General features: G+C 73.8%; 22 protein-coding genes and 1 tRNA gene. 14 read left to right on the top strand and 9 right to left on the bottom strand.

The genetic code is table 11. The features are described from left to right. Nucleotides 1-3 precede the first annotated feature (3 nt). From ACF1BN_RS27795 to ACF1BN_RS27780, 4 genes are all read right to left on the bottom strand, one after another. Nucleotides 4-456 carry a copper chaperone PCu(A)C gene (locus tag ACF1BN_RS27795; RefSeq protein WP_392334335.1) on the bottom strand — a complete coding sequence of 151 codons (453 nt, stop codon included), beginning with the start codon at nucleotides 454-456 and terminating at the stop codon, nucleotides 4-6. After that, nucleotides 453-1,187, bottom strand: coding sequence for an SCO family protein (locus ACF1BN_RS27790; protein WP_392334334.1), 735 nt, complete (start codon nucleotides 1,185-1,187; stop codon nucleotides 453-455). The genes ACF1BN_RS27795 and ACF1BN_RS27790 overlap by 4 nt, the downstream gene beginning before the upstream one ends. A 49-nt stretch (nucleotides 1,188-1,236) precedes the next feature. Further along, nucleotides 1,237-2,016, bottom strand: a complete 780-nt coding sequence (locus tag ACF1BN_RS27785; protein ID WP_392334333.1) for a YcnI family protein — start codon at nucleotides 2,014-2,016, stop codon at nucleotides 1,237-1,239. A gap of 169 nt (nucleotides 2,017-2,185) precedes the next feature. Further along, complete coding sequence (locus ACF1BN_RS27780; RefSeq protein ID WP_392334332.1) at nucleotides 2,186-2,965, bottom strand: hypothetical protein; 780 nt, start codon at nucleotides 2,963-2,965, stop codon at nucleotides 2,186-2,188. Nucleotides 2,966-3,302: 337 nt separating this feature from the next. Here ACF1BN_RS27780 and ACF1BN_RS27775 point away from each other — a divergent pair, with 337 nt between their 5' ends. After that, entirely contained in the window at nucleotides 3,303-3,752 is a 450-nt protein-coding gene (locus tag ACF1BN_RS27775) for an ATP-binding protein (RefSeq protein ID WP_392334331.1), read from the top strand. Between the two features lie 121 nt (nucleotides 3,753-3,873). On the opposite strand, the gene ACF1BN_RS27770 is transcribed toward ACF1BN_RS27775, so the two are convergent. Both ACF1BN_RS27770 and ACF1BN_RS27765 read right to left on the bottom strand, forming a co-directional pair. Then, a complete protein-coding gene (locus tag ACF1BN_RS27770; protein ID WP_392334330.1) occupies nucleotides 3,874-5,331 on the bottom strand; it encodes an aminopeptidase P family protein in 1,458 nt (485 codons plus the stop codon). A gap of 104 nt (nucleotides 5,332-5,435) precedes the next feature. Beyond that, on the bottom strand, nucleotides 5,436-6,917 hold the full coding sequence (locus ACF1BN_RS27765; protein ID WP_392334329.1) for a PP2C family protein-serine/threonine phosphatase: 1,482 nt from the start codon (nucleotides 6,915-6,917) through the stop codon (nucleotides 5,436-5,438). A 493-nt stretch (nucleotides 6,918-7,410) separates the two neighbouring features. Between ACF1BN_RS27765 and ACF1BN_RS27760 the strand changes: the two genes are divergently transcribed. Further along, nucleotides 7,411-8,229 carry a bifunctional DNA primase/polymerase gene (locus ACF1BN_RS27760; protein ID WP_392334328.1) on the top strand — a complete coding sequence of 273 codons (819 nt, stop codon included), beginning with the start codon at nucleotides 7,411-7,413 and terminating at the stop codon, nucleotides 8,227-8,229. A 232-nt stretch (nucleotides 8,230-8,461) separates the two neighbouring features. Further along, nucleotides 8,462-9,316, top strand: a complete 855-nt coding sequence (locus ACF1BN_RS27755) for a hypothetical protein (RefSeq protein WP_392334327.1) — start codon at nucleotides 8,462-8,464, stop codon at nucleotides 9,314-9,316. Between the two features lie 218 nt (nucleotides 9,317-9,534). Here the strand turns inward: ACF1BN_RS27755 and ACF1BN_RS27750 are convergent, their stop codons facing one another. The 3 genes from ACF1BN_RS27750 to ACF1BN_RS27740 form a co-directional block, all read right to left on the bottom strand. After that, nucleotides 9,535-10,512 (bottom strand): DUF5926 family protein, encoded by a 978-nt coding sequence (locus ACF1BN_RS27750; protein WP_392334326.1) that lies wholly within the window; start codon nucleotides 10,510-10,512, stop codon nucleotides 9,535-9,537. Nucleotides 10,513-10,948: 436 nt separating this feature from the next. Continuing rightward, nucleotides 10,949-11,554, bottom strand: a complete 606-nt coding sequence (locus ACF1BN_RS27745; protein ID WP_376597905.1) for an ATP-binding protein — start codon at nucleotides 11,552-11,554, stop codon at nucleotides 10,949-10,951. A gap of 78 nt (nucleotides 11,555-11,632) precedes the next feature. Next, a complete protein-coding gene (locus ACF1BN_RS27740; protein WP_392334325.1) occupies nucleotides 11,633-12,472 on the bottom strand; it encodes a glycerophosphodiester phosphodiesterase in 840 nt (279 codons plus the stop codon). A 188-nt stretch (nucleotides 12,473-12,660) separates the two neighbouring features. Between ACF1BN_RS27740 and ACF1BN_RS27735 the strand changes: the two genes are divergently transcribed. The 11 genes from ACF1BN_RS27735 to ACF1BN_RS27685 all read left to right on the top strand — a co-directional run bounded on the left by ACF1BN_RS27735 (nucleotide 12,661) and on the right by ACF1BN_RS27685 (nucleotide 24,613). Then, nucleotides 12,661-14,145, top strand: a complete 1,485-nt coding sequence (locus ACF1BN_RS27735; RefSeq protein ID WP_392334324.1) for a S1C family serine protease — start codon at nucleotides 12,661-12,663, stop codon at nucleotides 14,143-14,145. Nucleotides 14,146-14,264: 119 nt separating this feature from the next. Then, nucleotides 14,265-14,351, top strand: a tRNA-Ser gene (locus tag ACF1BN_RS27730). A gap of 523 nt (nucleotides 14,352-14,874) precedes the next feature. Beyond that, on the top strand, nucleotides 14,875-15,399 hold the full coding sequence (locus ACF1BN_RS27725; protein WP_392334421.1) for an O-acetyl-ADP-ribose deacetylase: 525 nt from the start codon (nucleotides 14,875-14,877) through the stop codon (nucleotides 15,397-15,399). Between the two features lie 446 nt (nucleotides 15,400-15,845). Further along, nucleotides 15,846-16,151, top strand: a complete 306-nt coding sequence (locus tag ACF1BN_RS27720) for a hypothetical protein (protein ID WP_392334323.1) — start codon at nucleotides 15,846-15,848, stop codon at nucleotides 16,149-16,151. 215 nt (nucleotides 16,152-16,366) lie between these two features. Then, nucleotides 16,367-17,533, top strand: a complete 1,167-nt coding sequence (locus ACF1BN_RS27715) for an acyl-CoA dehydrogenase family protein (RefSeq protein ID WP_392334322.1) — start codon at nucleotides 16,367-16,369, stop codon at nucleotides 17,531-17,533. Beyond that, entirely contained in the window at nucleotides 17,530-18,654 is a 1,125-nt protein-coding gene (locus ACF1BN_RS27710; RefSeq protein ID WP_392334321.1) for a bifunctional MaoC family dehydratase N-terminal/OB-fold nucleic acid binding domain-containing protein, read from the top strand. Before ACF1BN_RS27715 ends, ACF1BN_RS27710 begins: the two co-directional genes overlap by 4 nt. 1 nt (nucleotide 18,655) lies before the next feature. Then, nucleotides 18,656-19,747, top strand: coding sequence for an acyl-CoA dehydrogenase family protein (locus ACF1BN_RS27705; protein WP_392334320.1), 1,092 nt, complete (start codon nucleotides 18,656-18,658; stop codon nucleotides 19,745-19,747). A gap of 176 nt (nucleotides 19,748-19,923) precedes the next feature. Continuing rightward, a complete protein-coding gene (locus tag ACF1BN_RS27700; RefSeq protein ID WP_392334420.1) occupies nucleotides 19,924-20,322 on the top strand; it encodes a MaoC family dehydratase in 399 nt (132 codons plus the stop codon). Further along, nucleotides 20,319-21,485, top strand: a complete 1,167-nt coding sequence (locus ACF1BN_RS27695) for a lipid-transfer protein (protein ID WP_392334319.1) — start codon at nucleotides 20,319-20,321, stop codon at nucleotides 21,483-21,485. Before ACF1BN_RS27700 ends, ACF1BN_RS27695 begins: the two co-directional genes overlap by 4 nt. A 218-nt stretch (nucleotides 21,486-21,703) precedes the next feature. Continuing rightward, nucleotides 21,704-22,315 (top strand): SigE family RNA polymerase sigma factor, encoded by a 612-nt coding sequence (locus ACF1BN_RS27690; protein ID WP_360316389.1) that lies wholly within the window; start codon nucleotides 21,704-21,706, stop codon nucleotides 22,313-22,315. A 645-nt stretch (nucleotides 22,316-22,960) separates the two neighbouring features. Beyond that, nucleotides 22,961-24,613: a long-chain fatty acid--CoA ligase gene (locus ACF1BN_RS27685; RefSeq protein ID WP_392334318.1), complete on the top strand. Its 1,653-nt coding sequence runs from the start codon at nucleotides 22,961-22,963 to the stop codon at nucleotides 24,611-24,613. Nucleotides 24,614-24,829: the final 216 nt, after the last annotated feature.

Genomic DNA, 24,829 nt, shown 5'->3' with positions numbered 1-24,829 from the left:
AGATCAGTGCTGCTGCGGGTTGTGGGTGGCGGCCTCGACGGGGAGCTCGACCTTGATCGGGTCGGCCTTCTCGAAGTGCAGCTCGACGCTGACCTTGTCGCCCTGCTTCGGCTTGTTCTTCAGTGCCATGAACATGATGTGGTTGCCGCCCCGCTCCAGCCTGAGCTCCCCGTCGGCGGGGATATCGAAGGACTTCACCTGCCGCATCTTCTGGTCCTTCGTCTCGTGGATCTGGACGTCGTCGGAGAGCGGACTGGTGACCGAGGTCAGCTTGTCGGCGGTGTCACCGGAGTTCTTGATGGTGAGGAAGCCGCCGGCCATGTCCATCACGGGCTGGGGCATGAACGCGCCGCTGACCTTCAGCTCGGGCTTTCCGCCGTCGGACGAGCACCCGGTGAGCGCGAGAGCGGCGGCGAGGGCCACGGCGGCGGACAGGGCGGTGGTGCGGCGGGTCACGGGTTCTCCCCCTTGATGAGCTTCGGCAGGTCCTTGGCGTACTCGTCGACGGTGGTGTTCTCCCCGTACAGGACGTAGCCCTGGTCGGTGGTGGGGGAGAACGCGACGACCTGGGCGCCGTGCATGGAGACGACGCTGCCGTCCTTCTCCTTCTTCGGCGGGTCGATGCCGATGCCCATGCTGCGGGCGCCCGCCTGGATCTTCGGGAACTCGCCGGTGAGACCGACGAAGGACGGGTCGCCGGCGGCGGGCAGCCACTTGGCCAGGGACGCCGAGGTGTCCCGTTCCGGGTCGGTGGTGACGAAGACGACCTGGAGCTTCTCCTGGTCGGCCTCGGGGAGCTGCTTCTTGGCCACGGCGATGTTGCTCATCGTCAGCGGGCACACGTCGGGGCAGTGGGTGTAGCCGAAGTAGATGAGCGTCGGCTTGCCCTTGGTGCGCTCGCGCAGGTCGTACGTCCGGCCCTTGGTGTCGGTGAGGACGAGGTCGGGCTTGGTGTACGGCCGGTCGAGCACGGTGGCGGCCTTGCCCTGCTCGGTGCCTCCCTCGATCTGGACGACGCCGGACGAGACGCCGTCCTTCTTCTTGTCGTCGCCGAGGCCGATCGCGGCGACGATGCCGAGGGCGGCGACGATCGCGACGGCGGCGACGATCAGCGGGGTGCGCCGCCCGGGGCGGCCTGTGGTGCCGTCCCCGCCGCTCTGCGACGGGGACGTCTTCTCAGTGGACATGCGGTGACTGTCTTTCGGGTTCTGGTGCTGGGCGTGCGGAGCGGTGCCGTCAGGCCGAGCGACGGCGACCGGCGAGGACGCCGAAGGCGACACCGGCGATGCCGACGAGGATGCCGACGACGCCGAGGACACGGGCCGTGGTGTCGGTGGAGGAGGCCGAAGCGGTCTCGGCGTGGTCGCCGGCCTTCTCGTCGTGCCCGGCCTCCTCCCCGTGCCCGGCCTTCGCGTCGGCGGAGGCCGAGGCCGAGGCGGTGGGCGCGGCGGAGGTGGCGGCGCCGCCGCCGTGGTGGTCCTCGCCGGCGGCCGAGAGCTTCAGGACGGGGGCGGGGTTCTGCGGCTCCTCGGAGCCCTTCTGCTCCTCGATCCAGCGCACGACCTCGTCGTTGTCGTAGGTCTGGATGGCCTTGAGGACGAGCTGGTCGGCGTCCTCCGGCAGCTGGCCGAGGGAGAGCGGGAACTGCTGGAACTGGCCGGGGCCGATCTTCGAGCCGTCCGCGGTCCAGGTGACCTTGGAGACGGCCTCGTTGATCTGCTTGCCGTGCAGGGTCAGCGGCTTGTCCAGCTTGGACTTGGTGACGACGGCCTTCCAGCCCGGCACCGGCTGCGGCATGACCGAGGCGAGCGGGTGGTCGAGCGGGAAGCTGACCTCCAGCTTCACGGTGGAGGCGTTGTCGCGCTCGTTCGGGACCTTGATGTTCACGGTCGCGTAGCCGCCCTTGGCGGCCTCGCCCTGGGGCTGCACGCTGACGTGCGCGAAGGCCGTGCCCGAGAGCAGGACGACGGAGGCGGCGGCGGTGGCGGCGGCGAGAGCGGCGCGGGACAGGTTCATGGAAGACACTCCGGCTCGGTGAGGGCCCCGCGGAGGGGACCCGGAAGGAGGGAAGGCGGTCCGGTCCGCACGCCGGGCCCCCGGGCGAACCGGGCGGCTGGGTGCGGACAGGCGCGGCCTGCTCCTTCGTGAAGGGCTCCCCCGTGGGGTTCCCGTGGAGCGGACCGCGTCAGGCTGCGAGGACGCAGGCGGCGGCCGGCGGGCCGCGGCGGATCACCGAGTGCTGGAGTGCCCCGGCCACCGGAGGCGGCGAGGGGTCGAGCGAGGTACGGAGCCGGCCGCGCGGACCTGACGGGGCCAGCGTCGCCAGACCGGCGAGCAGCGCCCGTACGAGTCGCAGCGCGGCGCGCAGCGAGCGCACCAGCGTGCTTTCGGCCAGTTCGGCCGCGCCCTGCCCGGAGAGTTCGACGAGCCGGACCAGGGCGAGGTCGCCACGGCGCAGCAGCCAGCCGGCCACCACGGCGGCGAGCAGGTGCCCGAGGAGCATCGGCAGGCCCGGCAGCAGCGCGTCGGTGGGCGCCGCGGCGGCCCCGTGCAGGCCGGCGTGGCCCTGCGCCGCGGCCGGGGCGATCCCGGCGCGGTCGAGGATCCCGGCCGCGTCGCCGGGGGTGAGGGAGGCGGCGCCGGCGCCGCAGACGAGCTTGGCCGCCATCCGTACCAGCGCGTCGTCGGCCTCGGTGCTCAGGGCGAGCTGCCGCTGGCCGAGACCGAAGAGCAGATGGAGGCCGAGCTGCCCGCCCGCGAGGGTCGCGACGACGAATCCGAGGGACCGCTCGCGCCCGGTGAGCAGGACCGTGACCCCGAAGACGCCGAGGAATCCGGCAAGGAGGGACCACGAGGCGATCCCCGCGCAGGCGGCGAGGGCGTGTCCCAGCGCGGACAGCACGACGCAGACCGCGGTGAACACCGCGGCCCTCAGCAGCCGTGGAGCGAGCGCGGGGGCAGACATGGCGGCCCCATCATCGCACCAGGGCACCCGCCTCCATGAGGCAGGTCCACAAGGTCGTTCTTGGGTGTGTTCGGGGGGACATCTACCGGCCTCCGGAACGACACACACCGGCCTACGGGACGACGGAGGCCGGTCTCCGGAACGAAACGCACCGGTCTACGGGACGAAGGGCGCCGGCCTCCGGGGCGACATGCACCGTGCCTCCGGTACGACATACACCGGCTTTCGGGCCCGTCACATCCGCCGAACGGGCGCTCTTGGCCGGTTCGAGCGCTTACGGACCGCCGTCCCCGGCAATAGCTAGGGGTATGTCGAGCCGCTGCCGGGAGGCTGGAGCATGAGCATCTGGTGGTCACTCCATCTGCGGCGCGAGGCTGCGAGCGTGCCGCTCGCCCGGCGCCTGTTCCTCGGCACCATGGAGACGGCCGGGGTCGATCCCGACGTGTCCTACGAGCTGTCGGTGGCCCTCACCGAGGCGTGTGCCAACGCGGTCGAGCACGGCGGCGGCGCGTCCGCGGGCCGGGGCTCGGAGGCGTACCGGGTCACGGCCTTCCTCGACGGCGAGACCTGCCGTATCGAGGTCGCAGACGCCGGTCCCGGCTTTTCCGGAGCCGGGGCGGAGCCGGCCCCCGCAGCCGGTCCCGACGCCGAGCACGGGCGCGGGCTGCGGCTGATCGAGGAGCTCTCCGACCACGTCCACTTCGGCCGCTCGGGCCGGGGCGGCGCGGTGGTCAGCTTCGACAAGATCCTCAAATGGAGGGACAGCCCGTCCCTCCTGATGGCCTGAGGCACGGGACCGGTGGTCCGGGGCACGGCTGATCGCCTGGCCTCGGGGACCGATCGGCGTTCGAGGCACGGCGAAGGCCCCCGCCGGATTCCGGCAGGGGCCTCGTTCGCGCGGCGGAGGGTCAGCCCTTCAGGGCCGCCATCCACGCCTCGACCTCGTCCGAGCGGCGCGGCAGCTGGTCCGAGAGGTTCCGGTTGCCGTCCTCGGTGACCAGGATGTCGTCCTCGATCCGGACGCCGATGCCCCGGTACTCCTCCGGCACGGTCAGGTCGTCGGCCTGGAAGTAGAGCCCCGGCTCGACGGTCAGGCACATGCCCGGCTCCAGCGTGGTGTCGACGTACGCCTCGGTGCGCGCGGCGGCGCAGTCGTGGACGTCCATGCCGAGCATGTGGCCGGTGCCGTGCAGGGTCCAGCGGCGCTGGAGGCCCAGCTCCAGGACGCGCTCGACCGGCCCCTCGACGAGGCCCCACTCCACGAGCTTCTCGGCGAGCACGCGCTGGGCGGCGTCGTGGAAGTCGCGGTAGGCGGCGCCGGGCTTCACCGCGGCGATGCCCGCCTCCTGCGCCTCGTACACGGCGTCGTAGATCTTGCGCTGGATCTCCGTGTACCGGCCGTTGATCGGCAGGGTGCGGGTGACGTCGGCGGTGTACAGCTCCGTGGTCTCGACGCCGGCGTCGAGGAGGAGCAGGTCGCCGGAGCGGACCGCGCCGTCGTTGCGGACCCAGTGGAGGGTGCAGGCGTGCGGGCCGGCGGCGCAGATGGAGCCGTAGCCGACGTCGTTGCCCTCGACGCGGGCGCGGAGGAAGAAGGTGCCCTCGATGTAGCGCTCGCTGGTGGCCTCGGCCTTGTCGAGGACCTTCACGACGTCCTCGAAGCCGCGGGCGGTGGAGGCGCAGGCCTTCTCCAGCTCGGCGACCTCGAAGGCGTCCTTGACCAGGCGGGCCTCGGAGAGGAAGACCCGCAGCTCCTCGTCGCGCTCGGCGGTCACCTTGTCGGTGAGGGCGGCCTCGATGCCGGCGTCGTGGCCGCGCACGGCGCGGACCGGGCCGGTGGCCTCCTTGAGGGCGCCGGTGAGCTCGCGCACGTCCTTCGCCGGGATGCCGAGCAGCTGCTCCGCCTCGGTGAGGGAGTGGCGGCGGCCGACCCACAGCTCGCCCATGCCGTCGAGCCAGAACTCGCCGTTCTCGCGGTCGGAGCGCGGCAGCAGGTAGATCGTGGCCTCGTGACCGGTCCCGGTCGGCTCCAGGACCAGGACGCCGTCGTGGGTCTGGTCGCCGGTGAGGTACGCGTACTCGGTGGCGGCGCGGAAGCTGTACTCGGTGTCGTTCGACCGGGTCTTCAGGTTGCCGGCCGGGATCACCAGGCGCTCGCCCGGGAAGCGGGCGGAGAGCGCCGCCCGGCGCGCGGCGGTCTCGGCCGCCTGCGGGATCGGCGCGAGCCCGGTCAGCTCCGTGTCGGCCCAGCCGGACTTCATGTTCTCGGCGAGCTCGTCGGATACGCCCGGGTACAGGCCGTTCTTCCGCTGCTTGATCGGCTCTTCGGCCTCGTCCGGGGTCTCCGGAGTGAGCTCATCGGCCACGGGTCTGCCTCCTCTTGGTACGACACTGAACCCCCTCCATCGTACGGTCGTACGGAAGGGGGCCCAGGGCCGGAAGACCCGTTACCGCGCGGTCACGGCCGGGATCAGTCGAAGCGGGCGGCGAGCAGCACCACGTCCTCGCCCTCCACCGCCGGGTCGATCCCGTCCGGGAGGACGGTCCGCAGCACGTGGTCGGCGACGGCTCCCGGGTCGTCCCGGTCCGCGCGGGGCACGCTCGCGGCGGCCGCGTGGAGCCGGGCGAAGGCCCGGTCCATGGCGTCGCCGGTACGCCGCAGCAGCCCGTCCGTGTAGAGCAGCACCGTTTCTCCGGGGGCGGGCGCCAGCTCCACGCTGGGCGCCTCCCAGCAGGAGAGCATCCCGAGCGGGGCGGAGAGCGAGGTCTCCACGAATTCGGTGCGGCGCTCGCCGACGAGCAGCGGCGGCGCGTGCCCGGCGCCCGCGAGGACGAGTCGGCGGCGGGCGGGCTCGGCGTAGGCGAAGAGGGCGGTGGCCGAGCGGGCCGGTTCGGTGATCCGGAGCAGCAGCTCCAGGTCGGAGAGGACGGCGACCGGGTCCTCGCCCTCCATCACCGCGTACGCCCGCAGCGAGGCCCGCAGTCGGCCCATCGCGGCCAGCGCGCTCGGACCGGTGCCGGAGACGGAGCCGACGGCGAGCCCGAGGGCGCCCTCGGGCAGCGGCAGCGCGTCGTACCAGTCGCCGCCGCCGCGCGGGCCGCTGCGGTGGCGGGCGGCGAGCCGGACCCCGGGGACGCGGGGGAGCCGGCTCGGGAGCAGCTCCTCGGCGACGGTGGAGACCTGGACGCGGGCGCGCTCGACCTGGAGGAGGCGGGCGAGGTGCTCGGTGGCGAAGCGGCCGTACAGGCCGACGAGGTGGCGCCGGCGGTCGGAGGGGGCGGCCGGCTCGTCGTAGAGCCAGACGCCGGCGCCGATCCGGCCGGCCTCCTCGGTGGCGAGGGGGAGGGCGTAACTGGCCGCGTAGCCGAGCCGGGCGGCGACCTCGCGGTGGCGGGGGTCGAGGCCCTCCTCGGTGCGCACGTCGTGGATGGCGATGGGCTCGGGGACGCGGCTCGGGTCGGACGGGTCGGGGAGCCCGTCGAGGAGGCGGCCGTAGCTGGTGGCGCCGCGAGGGACGGTCTCGATGGTGCCGAGGTCGGCGTGGGCGAGGCCGAGGCCGATGGTGGCGGTGGGGCCGAGGCCGTCGGCCGGTTCGAGGACGGCCATGCCGCGGCGGGCGCCCACGAGGGCGGCTCCGGCGCCGAGGAATTCGTGGAGGGCGTCGTCGAGGGTGGCGGTCTTGATGAGCCGCTCGGTGAGTTCGTGGAGCGTGGTGAGGTCGGAGACCCAGCCGGCGAGGCGGTCCGTGATCAGGGCGCCGGGCGCGGGTGCCGCGTCGGCGGGTGCCGCGGCGGCGGGGACGCCCGCGAGGGGCGCCTTAGTGTGCGGTGGGGCGGGAACCGTGGAATCGATTCCGGCCACTTTCGGGACGTGCCTCGGCAGATGTGGGGAGCTCATCTCGGTCGGCTTTCCGACCGGTGCGTTTGACGCCATGGCATCGCAAACCCCCATGTCATATTGCGCCGCTCGATGTCTCCACATGTACACGCACCCGAGGAGCGATGTCCAGCATTGTCCCCGTGGGACTTCTGGTGTCCGGGTGGTGTTCCGGGAGGTCGTGCGCAGGGGTTGAAGTGGACCGGAAGTTGGCTGAAAATTACCCCCTGTGTGCACCTTTCGCGGTCGACTGGCGTCGTTTGAAAGCGCGTCATTCTGAGCGTGTGGGGTACGTAATCGATGACAGGCAGGGGCAGTTGACAGTGCCCCGGGATCGAGAAGCGGAACCCCGGCGTCGTACGTGCCGCAGGCCGCGGCCCGTCCCCGCGTGGCGGGGATCGTGTTCTGAACCGGTTTCGACCTGACTGTGACCCGGCCCCGTTCCGGCCGGCCCCGCCCCTGAGCGGGGCGACGCACCGCCGACGCTGTACGCGCTGATACGCACGGTGAAGAGATCTGCACATGGTGTGATGTGGATTCGGCGTTCAACGGAAAGGAACGAGCGCTCATGCGCGAGATCCTCGGAAGGCGACGCAGGTTCCGGTTCCGGCGCAAGGCGAGGGCCGCACGACAGGACGCGGCGGTCACCTTCGCGGTCCAGTGGGACTGGCCCGTCCTGCCGGGAGTGGGACTCCAGGAGCCCGCCCGTACGACGAAGGCCTCCGGCCGGGGCCGCCTGACGGCGATGCCCGGCAGCTGGAGAGCGGGGCGGTCCGGCGGCAGCGGCGGCGGTGGGATCGCCGGGAGGACCGACGGGGCCGATCGGCCCGGGGCCGCGCCCCGGACCGGCGGCGACGGTCCGGTGTGCGCCTGCCCCGACCCCGGCTGCGCGGTCCCCGGCGCCCACCCCTTCGACCCCGGCCTGCTCGCCGCCACCACCGACGAGCGGATGATCCGCTGGTGGTGGACCCGGCGCCCGGACGCCCCGATCGTGCTGGCCACCGGTGGCCGCGCGCCCTGCGCGGTGAGCCTCCCGGCCCTCGCGGGCGCGCGCGCCCTGCTCGCCCTCGACGGGATGGGTATGCGGCTCGGCCCGGTGGTGGCGACGCCGACCCGCTGGTCGATCCTGGTCGCCCCGTACGACCTCGAACGGCTCGGTGAACTGCTGTACGCGAAGGACAGCGTGCCCAGCTCGCTGCGCTTCCATGGAGAGGGCGGCTATCTGTTGCTGCCGCCGTCCACGGCGGGTGCCGGGCAGGTCCGCTGGGAGCGGGCTCCGCTCGCCGGCTCCGCGCGCCCGTGGCTGCCGGACGTCGAGGCCGTCGTGGACGCCCTCGTCGAGGCGAGCACGGCGACCCCGGGCGGCGGGAGCCGGCTCGCCTACTGAGCGGGGCCCGGGCAGGGGGAGGGCGGGTCGTACGGCCGCCGTGCCGCCACGCGCGCGTGGCGGGTGACTTCGGAGGCCGCCCTCGTTCACCCGAACGGGTGTGTCCTGGGCCGACGCGTACGGGAATCGGGCGCGCGGCCCGCCGGGTGCCCGCCCGGCGCCGGTAGGTTCGCCCCACCGTCCGTGATCGTTCCCGTCCCGGGGCGTTCCCCGAACAGAGCAGGTGGGTCGCATGAGTCGGCTGAGCCCGGCGCACCTCCGCATGGCCGGCCTCGGCACCGCCGTCGCGATCGCCGTGCTGGTCCCTCTCGCCGCGAAGGCCGGCCAGTCGGACGGCACGGGCACACCGCCGGCGGCCCCCGCGGACGCGAAGCCGGGCGGCCCGGAGGCCGGTGCACCCGCCGGAGGCCTGCTCGGCGGCCTCGGCCTCGGCGGCGAGCCCGGTACGGCCGAGGGAGCTCGTACGGCCGGGGAGCCCGGCGCGGCGGGGGTACCCCGTACGGCCGGGGGCTCTCGCACCGGTTCCGGGGAGTCCGGCACGGCCGAGGGATCCCTCGCGTCCGAGGGCTCCGGTACGTCCGAGGGCTCGCGTACGTCCGTCGGCTCGCGTACGTCCGGTGGCTCGCGTACGTCCGAGGGCGACGGGCTCTCCGCGACGCCCGCGCCGGGCACCGAAGCCGGGAGCCGTACCGCCCCGCCGGGGGGCCGTGCCGCCGGGGCCGGCGGGGCGCCCGAGCGGGTCAGCCGCTGCGGCCCCGAACTCGCCTCGCCCAAGGGTGTCGAGGCGCAGACCTGTGTCCTGTCCGAGGGACCGGACGTCTGGGCGCGCACGTACTACCGCAATGCCACCGGCCGCGAGATCGACGCGATTCTGACCCTCATGGCACCCGGCGGACGGACGGTCCAGGTGCGTTGTGTGGTGCCCGCGAGGGACGAGCCCGACACGTGCGAGACCCCGAGGGAACCGGGTGCGGGAGCCGCCCGTTCGCATACGGCGGTGGCGGAATTCGCGATGGCGGGTGAGGGCGGCTCCGCGCCGCTGCTGCTGCGGTCCGGAAGCAACACGGCCGACGAGCAAGCGAGTTGAGAGATCGCCCCGGCGCGAGGGCGGGGCGGGCATGGAAACGCCCGATCGCTGGCGACGGGGGATGCACCAGCGACCGGGCTTCCAGAACGGTAACAAGAGATCTGCTGTTCGCAAATTCGATCTCGGTTATTCGGACAGGGATTTACCGCTCCGTAGGTTCCGCTGTGGCGGAAGTCACCGACTGGTCGGTCTGTCAGTCACCGATACCACCTGGGGTATCAGCTGAGAGTGACCTGACGGTTCGTGAGGCCGCCGCGCGCCCGGCGCTCCTCGGCGGTCAGCGGGGTGTCCACGGCCAGCGCCTCGGTCAGCCGCTCGGCGAACTCGGCGGCCGGCTTCTCGCACTCCTCGGCGGTCATCGCCGACGGCAGGTCCCACACCGGCACCATCAGACCGTGGGCGCGGAAGGAGCCGACGAGGCGGGTGTCCGCGCCCAGCGAGGTGGTGCCGGCGGCCTGGAGGCGGGCGAGCGCGTCGAGGAGCTTCTCCTCCGGGTGCGGCATGACCCAGCGCAGGTGGTTCTTGTCCGGGGTCTCGCACCAGTAGGCGGCGTCGACCGACGCCAGCTTCACGGTGGGGATCGCGGCGGCGTTGGCCCGCTCCAGGGAGGCGGCGACCTCGGGGTCGGCGCCGTCCGCCGACTGCGGGATCCAGAACTCGAAGCCGGTGTGGACCTCGGGCGTGAAGGGGGCGTCCGTGTCGAGCAGGTCCTGGAGGCGCGGACCCTCGGGCTCGACGCGGCGCGGCGGCACGGGGTTGCCGGGCTCGGTCTCCAGCGCGCGCTGGAGCGTGTCGGCGAGGTCGCGGGCCAGGTCGCCGGAGGTGCCGTCGTTCTGCAGGGCGAGCAGGACGGAGCCGTCGTCGCGGCGGAGCGCGGGCCAGGCCATCGGCAGGACCGTCGCGAGCGTCACCGACGGCACGCCCTCGGGCAGGCCGCCCTTGAGGGTGAGCGGGACGGTGGCGGCGGGCACCAGCTCGCGCAGCGCGACCAGATCGCACTCGCCGGGCAGGCCCTCGAAGGGGCGCTGGACGTGCTCGGTCACGGCGTGCGCGGCGGCCCGGCCGTGGCACGCCTTGTAGCGGCGGCCCGAACCGCACGGGCACGGCTCGCGCGCGCCGACGACCGGGATCTCCCCGCTCGTGACCTGTGCCTGGCCGCTCTTGCCGGCCTTCGTCTGGGGGCGCTTCTTGGCCATGGTGTGGCTTTCTCCCGATCGCGGTGCTGTGTCGGGCGCGAGCCTAGCCGCCCGGACGCCCCCGAACGCTCAGTTGTGCCACGACCCCCCGACCCCGGCCCGGCACCCGTCCGGTCCCGGCCGTCGCGGGGAAGAGAGGACTCCTCCGCGTCGACTCCGGCCGGGTATGCGTTCCTCCCCCTTCGACTCCGGGCGAGTACGCGTTCCCCCGCGTCGACTCCGGCCGGGTGCGGGCTCCGCGTACGGCAGCCCCGGTCGGGTAGCGGCCTTGGTCGGGTCCCCGTTCGGGTGCGGGTGCTCGCGCCGCCGGCCCGGTCGCGTACGGACTCCTCCGATCCGTCCCGGGACGGCGGCACGGACTTCTCCGCCTCCGCCCCGGCCGGTACGGGCTCCGTGACGCGGAGCCCGGGTGGGCGGCGGGTGCCGGAGGCGTCCGTCAGTCCAGGTCGTCGTACGCGTCGAGGAGGTCGAAGCCGGAGCCGCCGGCGCCGACCCGGGCCGCGAAGTCCTCGCGGCGGTGGCCCTCGGTGACGACCACCCAGACCGTGACCTCGCCCGTCGCGCTGTCGCGCACGCCCCAGTCCTGGGCCAGGGCGCCGATGATGTTGAGCCCGCGTCCGCCGCGTGCCGTGACCGAGGGGGTCGACGGGATCGGTCTCGTGGGACCGCCTCCGTCCGTCACCTCGACCGTCAGCCCGCCCGACGGATCCAGCCGCCAGGCCGCCAGCACGTCGCCCTCTCCCCGGTCGCCCCGGCCCAGCGGCCTGCCGTGCCGGCAGGCGTTGCTGAGCAGTTCGGACAGGATCAGGACCGCGTCGTCGACGACCGATTCCGACACCCCGCCGCGGTACAACTCGTCCCGCATCCGGTGTCGCGCTTCCCCCACGCCCGCAGGGCCATGGGGTACGGCCATGCTCGACGACGTGGGCACCTTCTGTGCCACCACCAACGCCACCCCCGAGACCTCCTTCGCCCCACGCCACCGTGTGGATGCCCCGGGGACCGCGACCGGAAACCGCCTGTTCCGGGTGGGGTGGAGCACAAGTGACGATCGCGTACGCGCCGAACGCGCCGGAGCACACCCCCGGAGCGGTTCCCGCCGTTCCGCCGGAACCGTGACTCAGGCGCGCCCGAGGTGTGCGAGGACCTGCTTGGGGCGGTTGGTGATGATCGCGTCCACCCCGAGCCGCAGGCAGAGTTCGACGTCCTCCGGGTCGTCCACGGTCCAGACGTGGACCTGATGGCCGGCCTTCTGCAGGCGCAGGATGACGGCCGGGTGGTGGCGGACGATCCGGATGGACGGCCCCGCCACGCGCGCGCCCGCGGGCAGGCGTCCGTCGCGCAGGCGGGGGGTGACGAACTGGGTGAGGGAGACGGTGGGGAGGGTCGGCGCGGTGGCGGAGATCCGCTGGAGGGAGCGGGCCGAGAAGCTCATGACCCGTACCGGGGACTCGTCGGGCGCCACGGGCGCGTGCAGGCCGAAACGCTTCAGGAGCGCGAGGAGCCGGTCCTCGACCTGGCCGGCCCAGCGGGTGGGGTGCTTGGTCTCGATGGCGAGCTCGACCCGCCGCCCGGCGTCGGAGACGAGCTCCAGGAGCCGCTCCAGGGTGAGGACCGAGGTGTACTCGGGGTCGCCCCAGTCGGGGCTCTCGCCCGTGGCGTCGGCCTCCTGGTCTTCCTTGAACGCCTTCCAGGCGCCGAAGTCCAGGGCGGCGAGGTCGGCGAGTTCGAGCGTCGAGACGGCGCCTCGGCCGTTCGACGTACGGTCGACCCGGCGGTCGTGGACGCAGACGAGGTGGCCGTCGGCCGTGAGCCGTACGTCGCATTCCAGGGCGTCGGCGCCGTCCTCGATGGCCTTCACGTACGCGGCCAGGGTGTGTTCCGGCGCGTCCTCCGAAGCCCCTCGGTGGGCGACGACCTGGACGGGGCCGGGGTGTGGTTGCTGCCGTGCGTGGGTCACCGCGTCATGGTGCCATTGGCGGGGCGGCCCGGGCACGCGGAACCTGTCCGTTCTGTCCGGTTATAAAGAAAGGGGTGCGGATGCACAGCTCCGCCTTACCGTGGCCTGACGTCACGTGGGAAAAGCTGGTCCCAGCACCCTGGAGCGACTGTCACCGTCCCCGCGCCGTGTAACGAGGAGAGCGAGCTGTGAGCACCGAGAACGAGGGCACCGAGGTTCCGGCGGACCCGACTGCCCCGTCCGCCCCCGCCACGCCTCCCGCCCCCGCCGGCCCGCCGACCGCACCGCCGGTCGAGCAGGCCCCGCAGCAGGCGTCCCAGCAGGCCCCCCGACCGCAGCACCCCCCGCAGCCGGCCGGGCCGCCCGCGGCGGACGCGCCGACCCGGGTGCAGCCGACGGTCCCGCCCGTTCCCCCGACTCCCGCACCGGCCCCCGCCCCGGTGCCCGAGCCCGCGGTGGCGGCCGCGGGAGGCGGTGCCTGGCCGCCGGCCCCGCCCGCCGTACCGGCCTGGGGCGAGCCCGTGCCGCCGCTGCCCGCGGAGCCGGGCGGCCCGCGCAAGCGCTCGGGCGGTCTCGTCGCCGCGGTCCTGGTGGCGGCGCTCGTCGCCGGCGGGATCGGCGGGGGTATCGGCTACTGGGCCGCCCAGCGAGAGGACGACGGCCGGGGGTCGACGACGGTCTCCTCGGGCGAGGCCCCGGCCTCCTTCAAGAGAGAGCCGGGCACGGTCGCGGCGGTCGCGGCGAAGGCGCTGCCGAGCGTGGTCACCATCCAGGCGAAGTCCGGCGACGCGCAGGGCGACGGCGGCACCGGCACCGGCTTCGTCTACGACCAGGAGGGCCACATCGTCACCAACAACCACGTGGTGGCGTCGGCGGCGGAGAGCGGCACCCTCTCCGTGACCTTCTCGGACGGCAGGACGTACGACGCGGAGGTCGTCGGCCGGGCCGAGGGGTACGACGTGGCGGTGCTCAAGCTGAAGGAGGCCCCGAAGGGGCTGAAGCCGCTGCCTCTCGGGGACTCGGACAAGGTGGCGGTCGGCGACTCGACGATCGCGATCGGCGCGCCCTTCGGCCTCTCCAACACGGTGACGACCGGCATCATCAGCGCCAAGAACCGCCCGGTGGCCTCGGGCGACGGCGGCGGCAGCAACTCGTACATGAGCGCGCTCCAGACGGACGCGTCGATCAACCCGGGCAACTCGGGCGGTCCGCTCCTCGACGCGAGCGGCGCGGTGATCGGCATCAACTCCGCCATCCAGTCCACCGGCGGCGGCTTCGGCCAGACGCAGGCGGGCTCGATCGGCCTGGGCTTCGCGATCCCGGTCAACCAGGCCAAGACGGTGGCCGAGCAGCTGATCAAGACCGGCAAGCCGGTCTACCCGGTGATCGGCGCGACCGTGAACATGAACGACAAGGGCGAGGGCGCCACGATCGCCGAGCAGGGCGCCGGCGGCACCGAGTCGGTGACGCCGAACGGCCCCGCGGCCAAGGCGGGCCTGCGGGCCGGCGATGTGATCACGGGCTTCGACGACCACCCGATCGACAGCGGCCCGTCCCTGATCAGCGAGATCTGGACCCACAAGCCGGGCGACTCGGTCAAGATCACCTACGAGCGCGACGGCAAGTCGGCGACCACGACGGTCGTCCTCGGCGAGCGCACCGGCGACAGCTGACCCACGCGCGCGTGGGCACGTGAGGCACCGGAGGGGGCGGTGCCGGGGCTTCCCCGGCACCGCCCCCTCTCCCCACCCGGTACGCTGTAGCCCGCTCCGCCCAAGCGGACGGGAGCGAGGGTGGGTTGCCCGAGCGGCCTAAGGGAACGGTCTTGAAAACCGTCGAGGCAGCGATGTCTCCGTGGGTTCAAATCCCACACCCACCGCAGGAGGCGAGAGCCCCCGCCCGGCGAGGCCGGGCGGGGGCTCTCGTTCGTCGAGGGGATGCCGGAGGCGGTGTCCGGAGGCGAGAGTGCGGGAGGGCGCGTGGCCGGGGAGCGAGCGGGGTTCGTCAGGTTCCAGGGAGTCGTCAGGCATGCGCGGGGGCACTTTCCCGGGGTCTTCGTCCTGGCCAACGAACTCGCGACACAGGGCAGGTTGAGCGAGGAGCAGTACCGCTTCTGGCGGGCCGGCAACGACTGGTACGACGCCCACTACCCGAACCCCACCCACGTCGACCCCTCCGTGTACGACCCGGCTCTGCACCCCGGAGCGGTGGCCTGGTTCAAGGCGTCCGCCCACGAGCTCATCGCGCGCGTGGACGGCTATCTGGAGCTGCTCGCCGCCCATGGGATCGAATGCCGGCGTCTGGAGTCCGCGGATCCGGGACGCATCCTCTACGAGGATGCGTACCAGGTGGTCGTGGCCGCCGAGGACGGCCGCGGCAGTGGTGAGCGGGAGGAGAGCGGCGTGGTGAGGATCGTGCTCGTCCGGGGGGACATCACCGCGGAGGCGGTGGACGCGGTGGTCAACGCGGCGAACTTCTCCCTGCTCGGGGGCGGCGGGGTCGACGGCGCCATCCACCGGAAGGGCGGGCCGGAGATCCTCGCCGCCTGCCAGGACCTCCGCCGCTCGCACTACGGCAAGGGGCTGCCGACCGGGCGCGCGGTCGCGACGACGGCGGGACGGCTGCCCGCGCGGCACGTCATCCACACGGTGGGGCCGGTCTGGTCGGCGGAAGAGGACCGCTCCGAGCTGCTGGCCTCCTGCTATCGGGAGTCCCTGAAGGCGGCCGACGCGCTCGGGGACCGCACGGTCGCCTTCCCCGCCATCTCCACGGGCATCTACGGCTGGCCGATCGACGACGGCGCGCGGGTCGCCGTCGAGGCGGTCCGGCAGGCCGCGGCGGCGGGGACGGGGGTCGAGGAGGTGCGGTTCGTGCTCTTCGACGCGGTCGCCCACGCCGCCTTCGAGGCCGCGGTCGCCGAGGGATAGCGGACCGCCGCCGAGGGACGGTCGGGACCGAGGGCGGTCGAGCGGCGATCAAGGTTCGAAGTTCTTTTCCCTTTTTCATTTTCTGTTCGAGGCGGAGTGAAGGCCGGTGTCGCTTCCCGGTCCGGTTTGTCGGGGGTTCTGCCGGAACGCTTCCTCTCGTGCGGTGCAACGGATCCGGGGGCACGGCGGCGGCTCCGGCCGCGGTGAGCTGGGGGTTTCTCGGCTACGAAGGGTTTATCGGCTTGTCCTCACGCTTGCGGGGGAATCAGCCGCTCCGGGGTGGTTCGCCGGGGATTCGGTGGGCAACTCTGGAGTCGCGACGTCGAGCAGAAAACGATCAGGGCGGTAGGCCAACCTCCCTGGTCAGGGCCGGAGTTCACGGCCTTCCTTCAGAGATCGATCATTCCGTGCACAGCAGACTGGCTTCAGTTCCCGGAGGAACAGACATGGCAAGCATCCGTACCGCCCGCATCGTCGCCGCCGTCGCCGCCCTGCCGCTCGCCGCCGCCTTCTTCGGCGGAGTGGCGCAGGCCGACAACGGCGGTTTCGCGGACGACGGATCGAACACGAGCGTCGCCACGATCATCGGCAGCGGCGTGGGTGGCAACAACAACGGCAACTCGACCACCACGCAGCAGGTGGCGACCGGCTCCGGTGCCTCCAACCAGAACAACACGGCGAGCGTGAACGGCTCCGCCTTCACCCACATCGCCCAGTCGAACAACGTCGTGAACTTCCACCCGTGGTGGTGACGACCCCACGGGGCCGGCCCGAGGGGGCGTGACCGCGGTGTGAACGGCGGCCTGTGCGGCGGTACTTCGGTGCCGACGCGCAGGCCGCTTCGGCGTTCGCGCGGCGCTGCCGGTGACGGTCTCCGAAGCCCGCGCCCGCCGTTCGTGTCCTTGACAGGGCGACGTTATCTGACGGACAGTCAGAAACCTTCGTCGTCCCCCCGGGAGGCCGTCCCGTGCACCTCGCCCCGACCGAGCGGCAGCTCCGGCTGCGCGCCGAACTCCGCGCGTACTTCCGCGAGACGATGCCCGACGGGCCGCCACCGGCGACCGACGGCGCCGCGCAGCGCCGGCTCCTGCGGCGGATCGGCGCCGACGGCCTCCTGGGACTCGGCTGGCCGAAGGAGTACGGCGGCCAGGGACGCGGCTCCGACGAGCAGTTCGTCTTCTTCGACGAGGCGTACCGGGCCGGCGCCCCCGTCTCGATGGTCACCCTCAACACCGTCGGCCCCACCCTCATGCGCCACGGCACCGAGGAGCAGAAGGCCGCGTTCCTGCCCCGGATCCTGCGGGGGGAATGCGTCTTCGCGATCGGCTACAGCGAGCCCGAGGCGGGGACGGACCTGGCCTCGCTCCGCACCCGGGCGGTCCGGGACGGCGATTCCTGGGTGGTCGACGGGCAGAAGGTCTTCACCTCCAACGCGCAGAACGCCGACTGGATCTGGCTGGCCTGTCGCACCGACCCCGACGCGCCCCCGCACCGGGGCATCTCCATCCTCCTCGTGCCCACCGGGTCCCCGGGCTTCTCCTGGACGCCGATCGAGACCGTCGGCGGGCTCACCACGACCGCGACCTACTACGACGGCATCCGCGTCCCCACCGGAAACCTGGTCGGCGAGGAGAACGGCGGCTGGGGGCTCATCACCGACCAGCTCAACCACGAGCGCGTCGCGCTCGCCGCGATCGGGATGCAGGCGGAGGACTTCTTCGCCGCCGCCCTCGACCGCGCCCGTACACCCGATCCGGTGACCGGGCGGCGCCGGATTGACGAGCCGTGGGTGCGGATCCGGGCGGCCGAGGCACATGCCCGGCTGGCCGCGACACGCCTGCTCAACTGGCGTCTCGTGGGGGATGTGGGAGCCGGCCGGCTGACCCCCGGCGACGCCAGCGGCGTGAAGTTCGCGGGAACCGAATCGGCGGTGGAGGTGTATCGAATATGTCAGGAGATCACGGGTGACGCGGGGACGGTGCGAGCGGGATCGCCGGGGGAGCGGGACGGCGGCGAGCTGGAGCGCATGAACCGCGCCGCCCAGATCAACACCTTCGGGGGAGGGGTGAGCGAGGTGCAGCGGGAGATCGTCGCGCGGGCACGGCTCGGCATGCGGGGGAGGGGACGGCGATGAGCGGGGAGTGGGGAGCGGGACAGGAACGGCGGCCGCAGGAGGGACCCGGCCGGGCGGACGGCGGGCGGGACGGGGCGGGTGTCGGGCCGGCCCGGGCGGACGGCGGGCCGGGCGGGGTGGGTGTCGGGCCGGCGCGGGCGGACGACGGGCGGGACGGGGCGGGTGCGGGGCCGTCGCGGGCGGACGGTGGGCGGGGCGGGCTGTACGAGCGGCTGAAGGCGTACGAGGGGAGGCCGGCGGCCGTCGGCGGGCGGGGCAAGGATCCGGTGAACCTGCCGATGATCCGGCACTGGTGCGAGGCCATGGGGGACAGCCACCCGGCGTACCGGGGGCCCGACGCGGTGGCGCCGCCGACGATGCTCCAGGCGTGGACGATGGGCGGCCTCTCCGGGCACGAGGACCGCTCGGAGGCGTACGGGGAGCTGCTGGGACTCCTCGACGGGGCCGGGTACACCTCGGTGGTCGCCACCGACTGCGAGCAGGAGTACCTGCGCCCGCTCCGCCCCGGCGACGAGGTCACCTTCGACGCCGTCGTCGAGTCGGTCTCGCCGCGCAAGACCACCAAGCTCGGCACCGGCCACTTCGTGACCACGCGGATGGACGTGCGGGCGGGCGGGGAGCTCGCCGGCACCCACCGCTTCCGGATCCTCAAGTACGCCCCCGCCCCGCGCCCGGCGAAGCCCCCGGAGCGCCCCCGGCGGCCGCGCCCGGTGATCAACCGGGACAACGCCGGGTTCTGGGAGGGCGTCGCCGCCCACCGGCTGCTGATCCAGCGCTGCACGGCCTGCGGGACGCTCCGCTTCCCCTGGCTGCCGGGGTGCGGTGACTGCGGGGCGCCGGAGTGGGAGACCGTCGAGGCAGGCGGCGACGGCACGGTCTTCTCGTACGTGGTCATGCACCATCCGCCCTTCCCCGCCTTCGACCCGCCCTACGCGGTCGGGCTGATCGAGCTGGCCGAGGGGGTCCGGATGGTCGGCAACGTCGTGGGGGTGCCGTACGACAAGGTCCGGATCGGGATGCCGGTCCGGCTGGAGTTCCTGCGGGTCGACGAGGAGCTGGAGCTGCCCGTCTTCCGTGCCGTGGACGACCGGGACGCCGTGGAAGGCGAGGGGGAGCGCTGACATGGACTTCACACCCACCGAGGAGCAGGAGGCGGCGCGGGAGCTGGCCGCCAGGATCCTCGGCGACCTCTCCACCCACGAGCGGCTCTCCGCCGCGGGCGGTGCCACGGACGCCGAGCTGTGGAAGGCCCTGAGCGCGGCCGGACTGCCCGCCGCCGTCGAGGAGATCGGGCTGCTCGGGCTCGTCCTCCTCCTGGAGGAGCAGGGGCGGGTGACCGCCCAGGTGCCGCTCGCCGCGACCGGGGTGTACGGGATCCTCGCCGTCGCCCGGCACGGTACGGACGAGCAGCGTGCCCGCCTGCTGCCGGGACTGCGCGACGGGACGACCGTGGCGACCGGGGCCTTCCCGGCGGCCGGGGCGGTCACGGCGACCGGGGCGCCTGCGCGGGACGGGGAGGGGGCGGCGGCCGGCGGGGGCGTGGCGCGGAGGGGGCGGCTGACCGGGACCGTCGCCTGGGTGCCGTGGCTGCGGGACGCCGCCTTCGTGCTCGTGCCGGACGCCGGGCGGACGCTGTGGCTGGTGCGGACCGAGGAGGCCCGGGTGGAGCCCGTCGAGCTGACCGCGCCCTGGTCGGCGGGGCGGCTGGTGCTCGACGGGACGCCCGCCGAGCGGCTCGGGGACGGGGCGGGGGAGGCCGGCCCCTACGAGGACGTGCTCGCCGCCGCCCGTACCGCCTTCGCCGGGCTCCAGGCGGGCGTCTGCGCCGGGTCGCTGGCCCGGGCCGTCGCGTACACCGCCGTACGGGAGCAGTTCGGGCGGCCGCTCGCCACCCGGCAGGCCGTGCAACTGCGCGCCGCCGACGCCCATATGGACACCGAGTCCATCCGGGTCACCGTCTACGAGGCGGCCTGGCGGTCCGACGCGGGACTCGACTGCGCCGGGGCGGCGCTGACCGCCGCCTGGTGGGCGTCCGAGGCGGGGAAACGGGTGGTGCACAGCGGGCAGCACCTCCACGGCGGGCTGGGCGCCGACCTCGACCACCCCGTCCACCGGCACTTCCTGTGGGGCCGGCAGCTCGACGCCTACCTGGGCGCCGGGACCGAACTGCTCGCCGAGCTCGGCGACCTGCTCGCGAAGGGGGACCCGTCGTGACGGAGACGGGGAAGGACGCCGAGCGCGAGGCCGTCCTGCACGGGGACGCAGTGCACGGGGACGCCGGGCGTGAGGCCGTCGTGCACGGGGACTCTGTGCACGGGGAGGCCGTGCGCGAGGGCGCCGCGGAGGACGCCCCGGGGTCCGCCGCTGCGGACTCCGCGAAGGAGGGGGGTGTGCGCGCCGGGGACGTGCTGGCGCCGCTGGAGATCCCGGTGACCCGCACCCTCGTCGTCGCCGGGGCCGTCGCCTCCCGCGACTACCAGGACGTCCATCACGACGCCGAGGCCGCCCGCGCCAAGGGCTCCCCGGACGTCTTCATGAACATCCTCACCACCAATGGCCTCGTCGGCCGTTACGTCACCGACCACTTCGGCCCGGGTGCGGTGCTCCGCAAGGTCGCCATCCGGCTCGGTGCGCCCAACTACCCCGGCGACACGATGACGTTGACCGGCGAGGTCGCCGAGGCGGCCGACGGACCCGACGGTACCGTCGTCGCCCTCGTCCGCATCGCCGGGGCCAACGGCCTCGGTCATCACGTCACCGGCACGGTCACCGTGGAGGTGCCCCGATGAGCCTGCGCCACCCCGACCTCCTCGGCGGCCGGGCGGCCGTCGCGGGCATCGGCGCGACCGCCTTCTCCAAGGACTCCGGCCGCAGCGAACTGTCCCTCGCCGTCGAGGCGGTGCGCGCCGCCCTCGACGACGCCGGACTCGCCCCCGGGGACGTGGACGGACTCGTCACCTTCACCATGGACACCAACCCCGAGATCACCGTCGCCCAGGCGGCCGGCATCGGTGACCTCACCTTCTTCTCGCGCGTCCACTACGGCGGCGGCGCCGCCTGCGCCACCGTCCAGCAGGCCGCGCTGGCCGTCGCCGCCGGGGTCGCCGAGGTCGTCGTCTGCTACCGGGCCTTCAACGAGCGCTCGGGGCGCCGCTTCGGCTCCGGCGTGCAGCAGCGGGAACCGTCCGCGGAGGGGGCCGCGCTCGGCTGGCAGCTGCCCTTCGGGCTGCTGACCCCCGCCTCCTGGGTCGCCATGGCCGCCCAGCGCTACCTGCACGCCTACGGGCTCACCCCGGAGGTCTTCGGGCACGTCGCCGTCACCGACCGCCGGTACGCGGCGACCAACCCCGCCGCCTGGTTCCACGGCAAGCCGATCACCCTCGCCGACCACGCGGCCTCCCGCTGGATCGCGGAGCCGCTGCGCCTCCTCGACTGCTGCCAGGAGACCGACGGCGGCCAGGCGATCGTCGTCACCACGCCGGAGCGCGCCCGTGACCTGCGGCACCCGCCCGCGGTCGTCCTCGCCGCCGCCCAGGGCGCGGGCCGCAAGCAGGAGGCGATGACCAGCTTCTACCGGGACGGGCTGACCGGGCTGCCCGAGATGGGCGTCGTGGCGCGCCAGCTCTGGCGCACCTCGGGACTCCGCCCGGCCGACATCGACGTGGGCATCCTCTACGACCACTTCACCCCCTTCGTGCTGATGCAACTGGAGGAGTTCGGCTTCTGCGGGCCGGGGGAGGGCGGGGAGTTCGTCGCGGCGGATGCGCTGCCGCTCAACACCCACGGAGGGCAGCTCGGCGAGGCGTACCTCCACGGGATGAACGGCATCGCGGAGGCGGTGCGGCAGCTGCGGGGCAGTTCGGTGAACCAGATACCCGGCGCGGCCCGGGTCCTGGTCACGGCCGGTACGGGGGTGCCGACCTCCGGCCTGGTCCTGGGCGCGGACGGCTGACGACGGGCGGACGACAGCCGACTGCCGACAGCCGCCGGCTGACGACGGGCGGACGGGGATGCGGAGGGCGCGGTTCCTCGGGGGGACCCTGACCCTGGGGTGACGGCGGCTCCACCCAGAGGAGGTGGGGGCACCCCGGGGACTCCGACCTGAGGGGGAGCCCGGTTCGGGACCTGGGGCCGATCCGTCCGGTACCCCTCCGCTCCTAGCGTGGAGCCATGACTCCGCCACCCACTGGCCCCGTCTGCGCCGGCGCCTCGACGGTCGCCACCCGGACCGTACGGCGCACGGCCCCGCGCACCTCGCCGGGCCAGGGCCCGCGCCCGTTCGCGTACCCCTCGTTCTCCTCGTTCGTGAGGGCACGGGGGCCGCTGCTGCTGCGTACCGCCCGCTCGCTGACCGCGAACCCGAGCGACGCCGAGGACCTGCTCCAGACCGCGCTCACCAAGACCTTCGTGGCCTGGGAGCGGATCGAGGACCACCGGGCCCTCGACGGGTACGTGCGCCGGGCGCTGGTGAACACCCGCACCTCGCAGTGGCGCAAGCGGAAGGTCGAGGAGTTCGTCTGCGACGAGCTGCCCGAGCCCGCCGGGCTCCCCGAGCCCGACCCGGCCGAGCGGCAGGTGCTGCACGACGCCATGTGGCGCGCCGTGATGAAGCTCCCGGAGCGGCAGCGGCAGATGGTCGTCCTGCGGTACTACGAGGACCTGAGCGAGGCCCAGACGGCCGAGGTGCTCGGGGTCTCCGTGGGCACGGTGAAGAGCGCGGTCTCGCGCGCGCTGGGCCGCCTGCGGGAGGACCCGGAGCTCACCGCGGGCGTCGCCGCCTGAGAGACGCCCGCAGCCGCCCGCGTACCGCCTACGGCGCCGCACGAGTGGCCCGCAGCCGACCGCGTACCGCCTACGGCGCCGCACGAGTGGCCCGCAGCCGACCGCGGACCTGCCGTCGGAGCACGGACGGCCTGGCAGCCGACCTCGGGCGTCGGCAGCCGACCGCTGACATCCCGCAGTGCCTGTGGGCCGCCCGCAGCGCCCCGCAGGCCGCCGGCAGCCGACCGGGCACCGCCCGTCGGCCGACCGCTGGCCACCCGCAGTGCCCTGCGGGCCGCCCACATCGCCCCAAGAACCTCCCGCAGCCGACCGCTGACCTCCCGCAGCGCCCCGCAGGCCGCCCGCAGCCGACCGAGTACCTCCCGCAGTGCCCCGTGGCCGCTCGCAGCCGACCGTGCACCGCCCACACAGCCCACACAGCCCACACCGCCCTGCGGGCCGCCCGCAGGCCGCCCGCAGCGCCGCCCGCAGGCGACCGCGCACCCCCGTCGGCCGGCCGACGGAGGGCGTTCATCAGGCCTGTCGTTGACATCCGCCAGTGATCACTGGCAATTTCGGTACTCCCGGGTAGTGACATACCGCGCGGTACGTGCGCAGAATCTGCACATCCTTACTGCCACGTAGCGCCCACCGGGAGGACGCCCCGTGTACAGCACCATGCAGGACGTACAGCTCGTCATCAGCCGGATCCTCGAGCACGGCCGACGGATCCACGGCGGGTCCACCGTCACGACCTGGACCGGGGAGCCGGAGCCGCAGCGCCGTACCTTCGCCGAGGTCGGCGACCGCGCCGCCCAGCTCGCCAACGCCCTCCGCGACGAGCTGGGCGTCCAGCGGTGCGAGCCCGTGGCGACGCTGATGTGGAACAACGCGGAGCACGTCGAGGCGTACTTCGCCCTGCCGTCCATGGGCGCCGTCCTGCACACCCTCAACCTGCGGCTTCCCCCCGAGCAGCTGGTCTTCATCGTCAAGCACGCCGCCGACCGGGTCGTCCTGGTCAACGGTTCGCTGCTGCCCCTCCTCGCCCCGCTCCTGCCGCACCTGCCGACGGTCGAGCACGTCGTCGTCGCCGGCCCCGGGGACCGCTCCCTCCTGGAGGGCTCCGCCCCGCGCGTCCACGAGTACGAGGAGCTGATCGCCGGCCGTCCGACCGCGTACGACTGGCCCGAGCTGGACGAGCGCGCGGCCGCCGCCATGTGCTACACCTCCGGCACCACCGGCGACCCGAAGGGCGTCGTCTACTCCCACCGCTCCATCTACCTGCACTCCATGCAGGTCAACATGGCCGAGTCGATGGGTCTCACCGACCGCGACACGACGCTGGTCGTCGTCCCGCAGTTCCACGTCAACGCCTGGGGCCTGCCGCACGCCACCTTCATGACCGGCATCAACATGCTCATGCCGGATCGTTTCCTCCAGCCGGCCCCGCTCGCCGAGATGATCGAGCGCGAGAAGCCGACCCACGCCGCCGCCGTCCCCACCATCTGGCAGGGCCTGCTCGCCGAGGTCACCGCCAACCCGCGCGACCTCTCCTCCATGCGCCAGGTCACCATCGGCGGCGCCGCCTGTCCGCCCTCCCTCATGGAGGCGTACGACCGCCTCGGCGTCCGCCTCTGCCAGGCGTGGGGCATGACGGAGACCTCCCCGCTCGGCACGATGGCGCACCCGCCGGCCGGGCTGACCGCGGAGGAGGAGTGGCCCTACCGCGTCACGCAGGGCCGCTTCCCGGCCGGCGTCGAGGGCCGGCTCGTCGGCCCCGGCGGCGAGCACCTGCCCTGGGACGGCGAGTCGGCCGGTGAGCTGGAGGTCCGCGGCACCTGGATCGCCGGTGCGTACTTCGGCGGCATCGGCGCGGAGCCGCTGCGTCCCGAGGACAAGTTCAGCGAGGACGGCTGGCTGAAGACCGGCGACGTCGGCGTGATCAGCCCCGACGGCTTCCTCACCCTCACCGACCGGGCCAAGGACGTCATCAAGTCCGGCGGCGAGTGGATCTCCAGCGTCGAGCTGGAGAACGCGATCATGGCCCACCCGGCCGTCGCCGAGGCCGCCGTCGTCGCCGTCCCGGACGAGAAGTGGGGAGAGCGCCCGCTCGCGACCGTCGTGCTCAAGGAAGGCGCCGAGGCCGACTACACGACCCTGCGGGACTTCCTCGCCGACGAGGGCGGCATCGCCAAGTGGCAGCTGCCGGAGCGCTGGGCCATCGTGCCGGCGGTCCCGAAGACCAGCGTCGGCAAGTTCGACAAGAAGGTCATCCGCAAGCAGTACGCGGAGGGCGAGCTGGACGTCACCCGGATCTGACGCCCGGGGGCCCGGATCTGACGGGCAGGGGGCCGAGGAGGGATCCCCGGTCCGACGCCAGGAACCGGCAGGGGCCTGGATCTGACGCCGGAACGGCAGCGGCGGGGGGGGGGGGGCACCCCCCCCCCCCCCCCCGGGGGGCGGGGGGGGGGGGGGGGGGCCCCCGGGCCCCCCCCCGCCCCCGCCCCCCCGGCCCCCCGCCGGGGGGGGGGCGGC

The sequence above is a fragment of the Streptomyces sp. NPDC014861 genome (assembly GCF_043081625.1).
In the GTDB taxonomy this organism is placed as follows: Bacteria; Actinomycetota; Actinomycetes; order Streptomycetales; family Streptomycetaceae; genus Streptomyces.
This window is presented reverse-complemented; position numbering and strand designations above follow the sequence as displayed.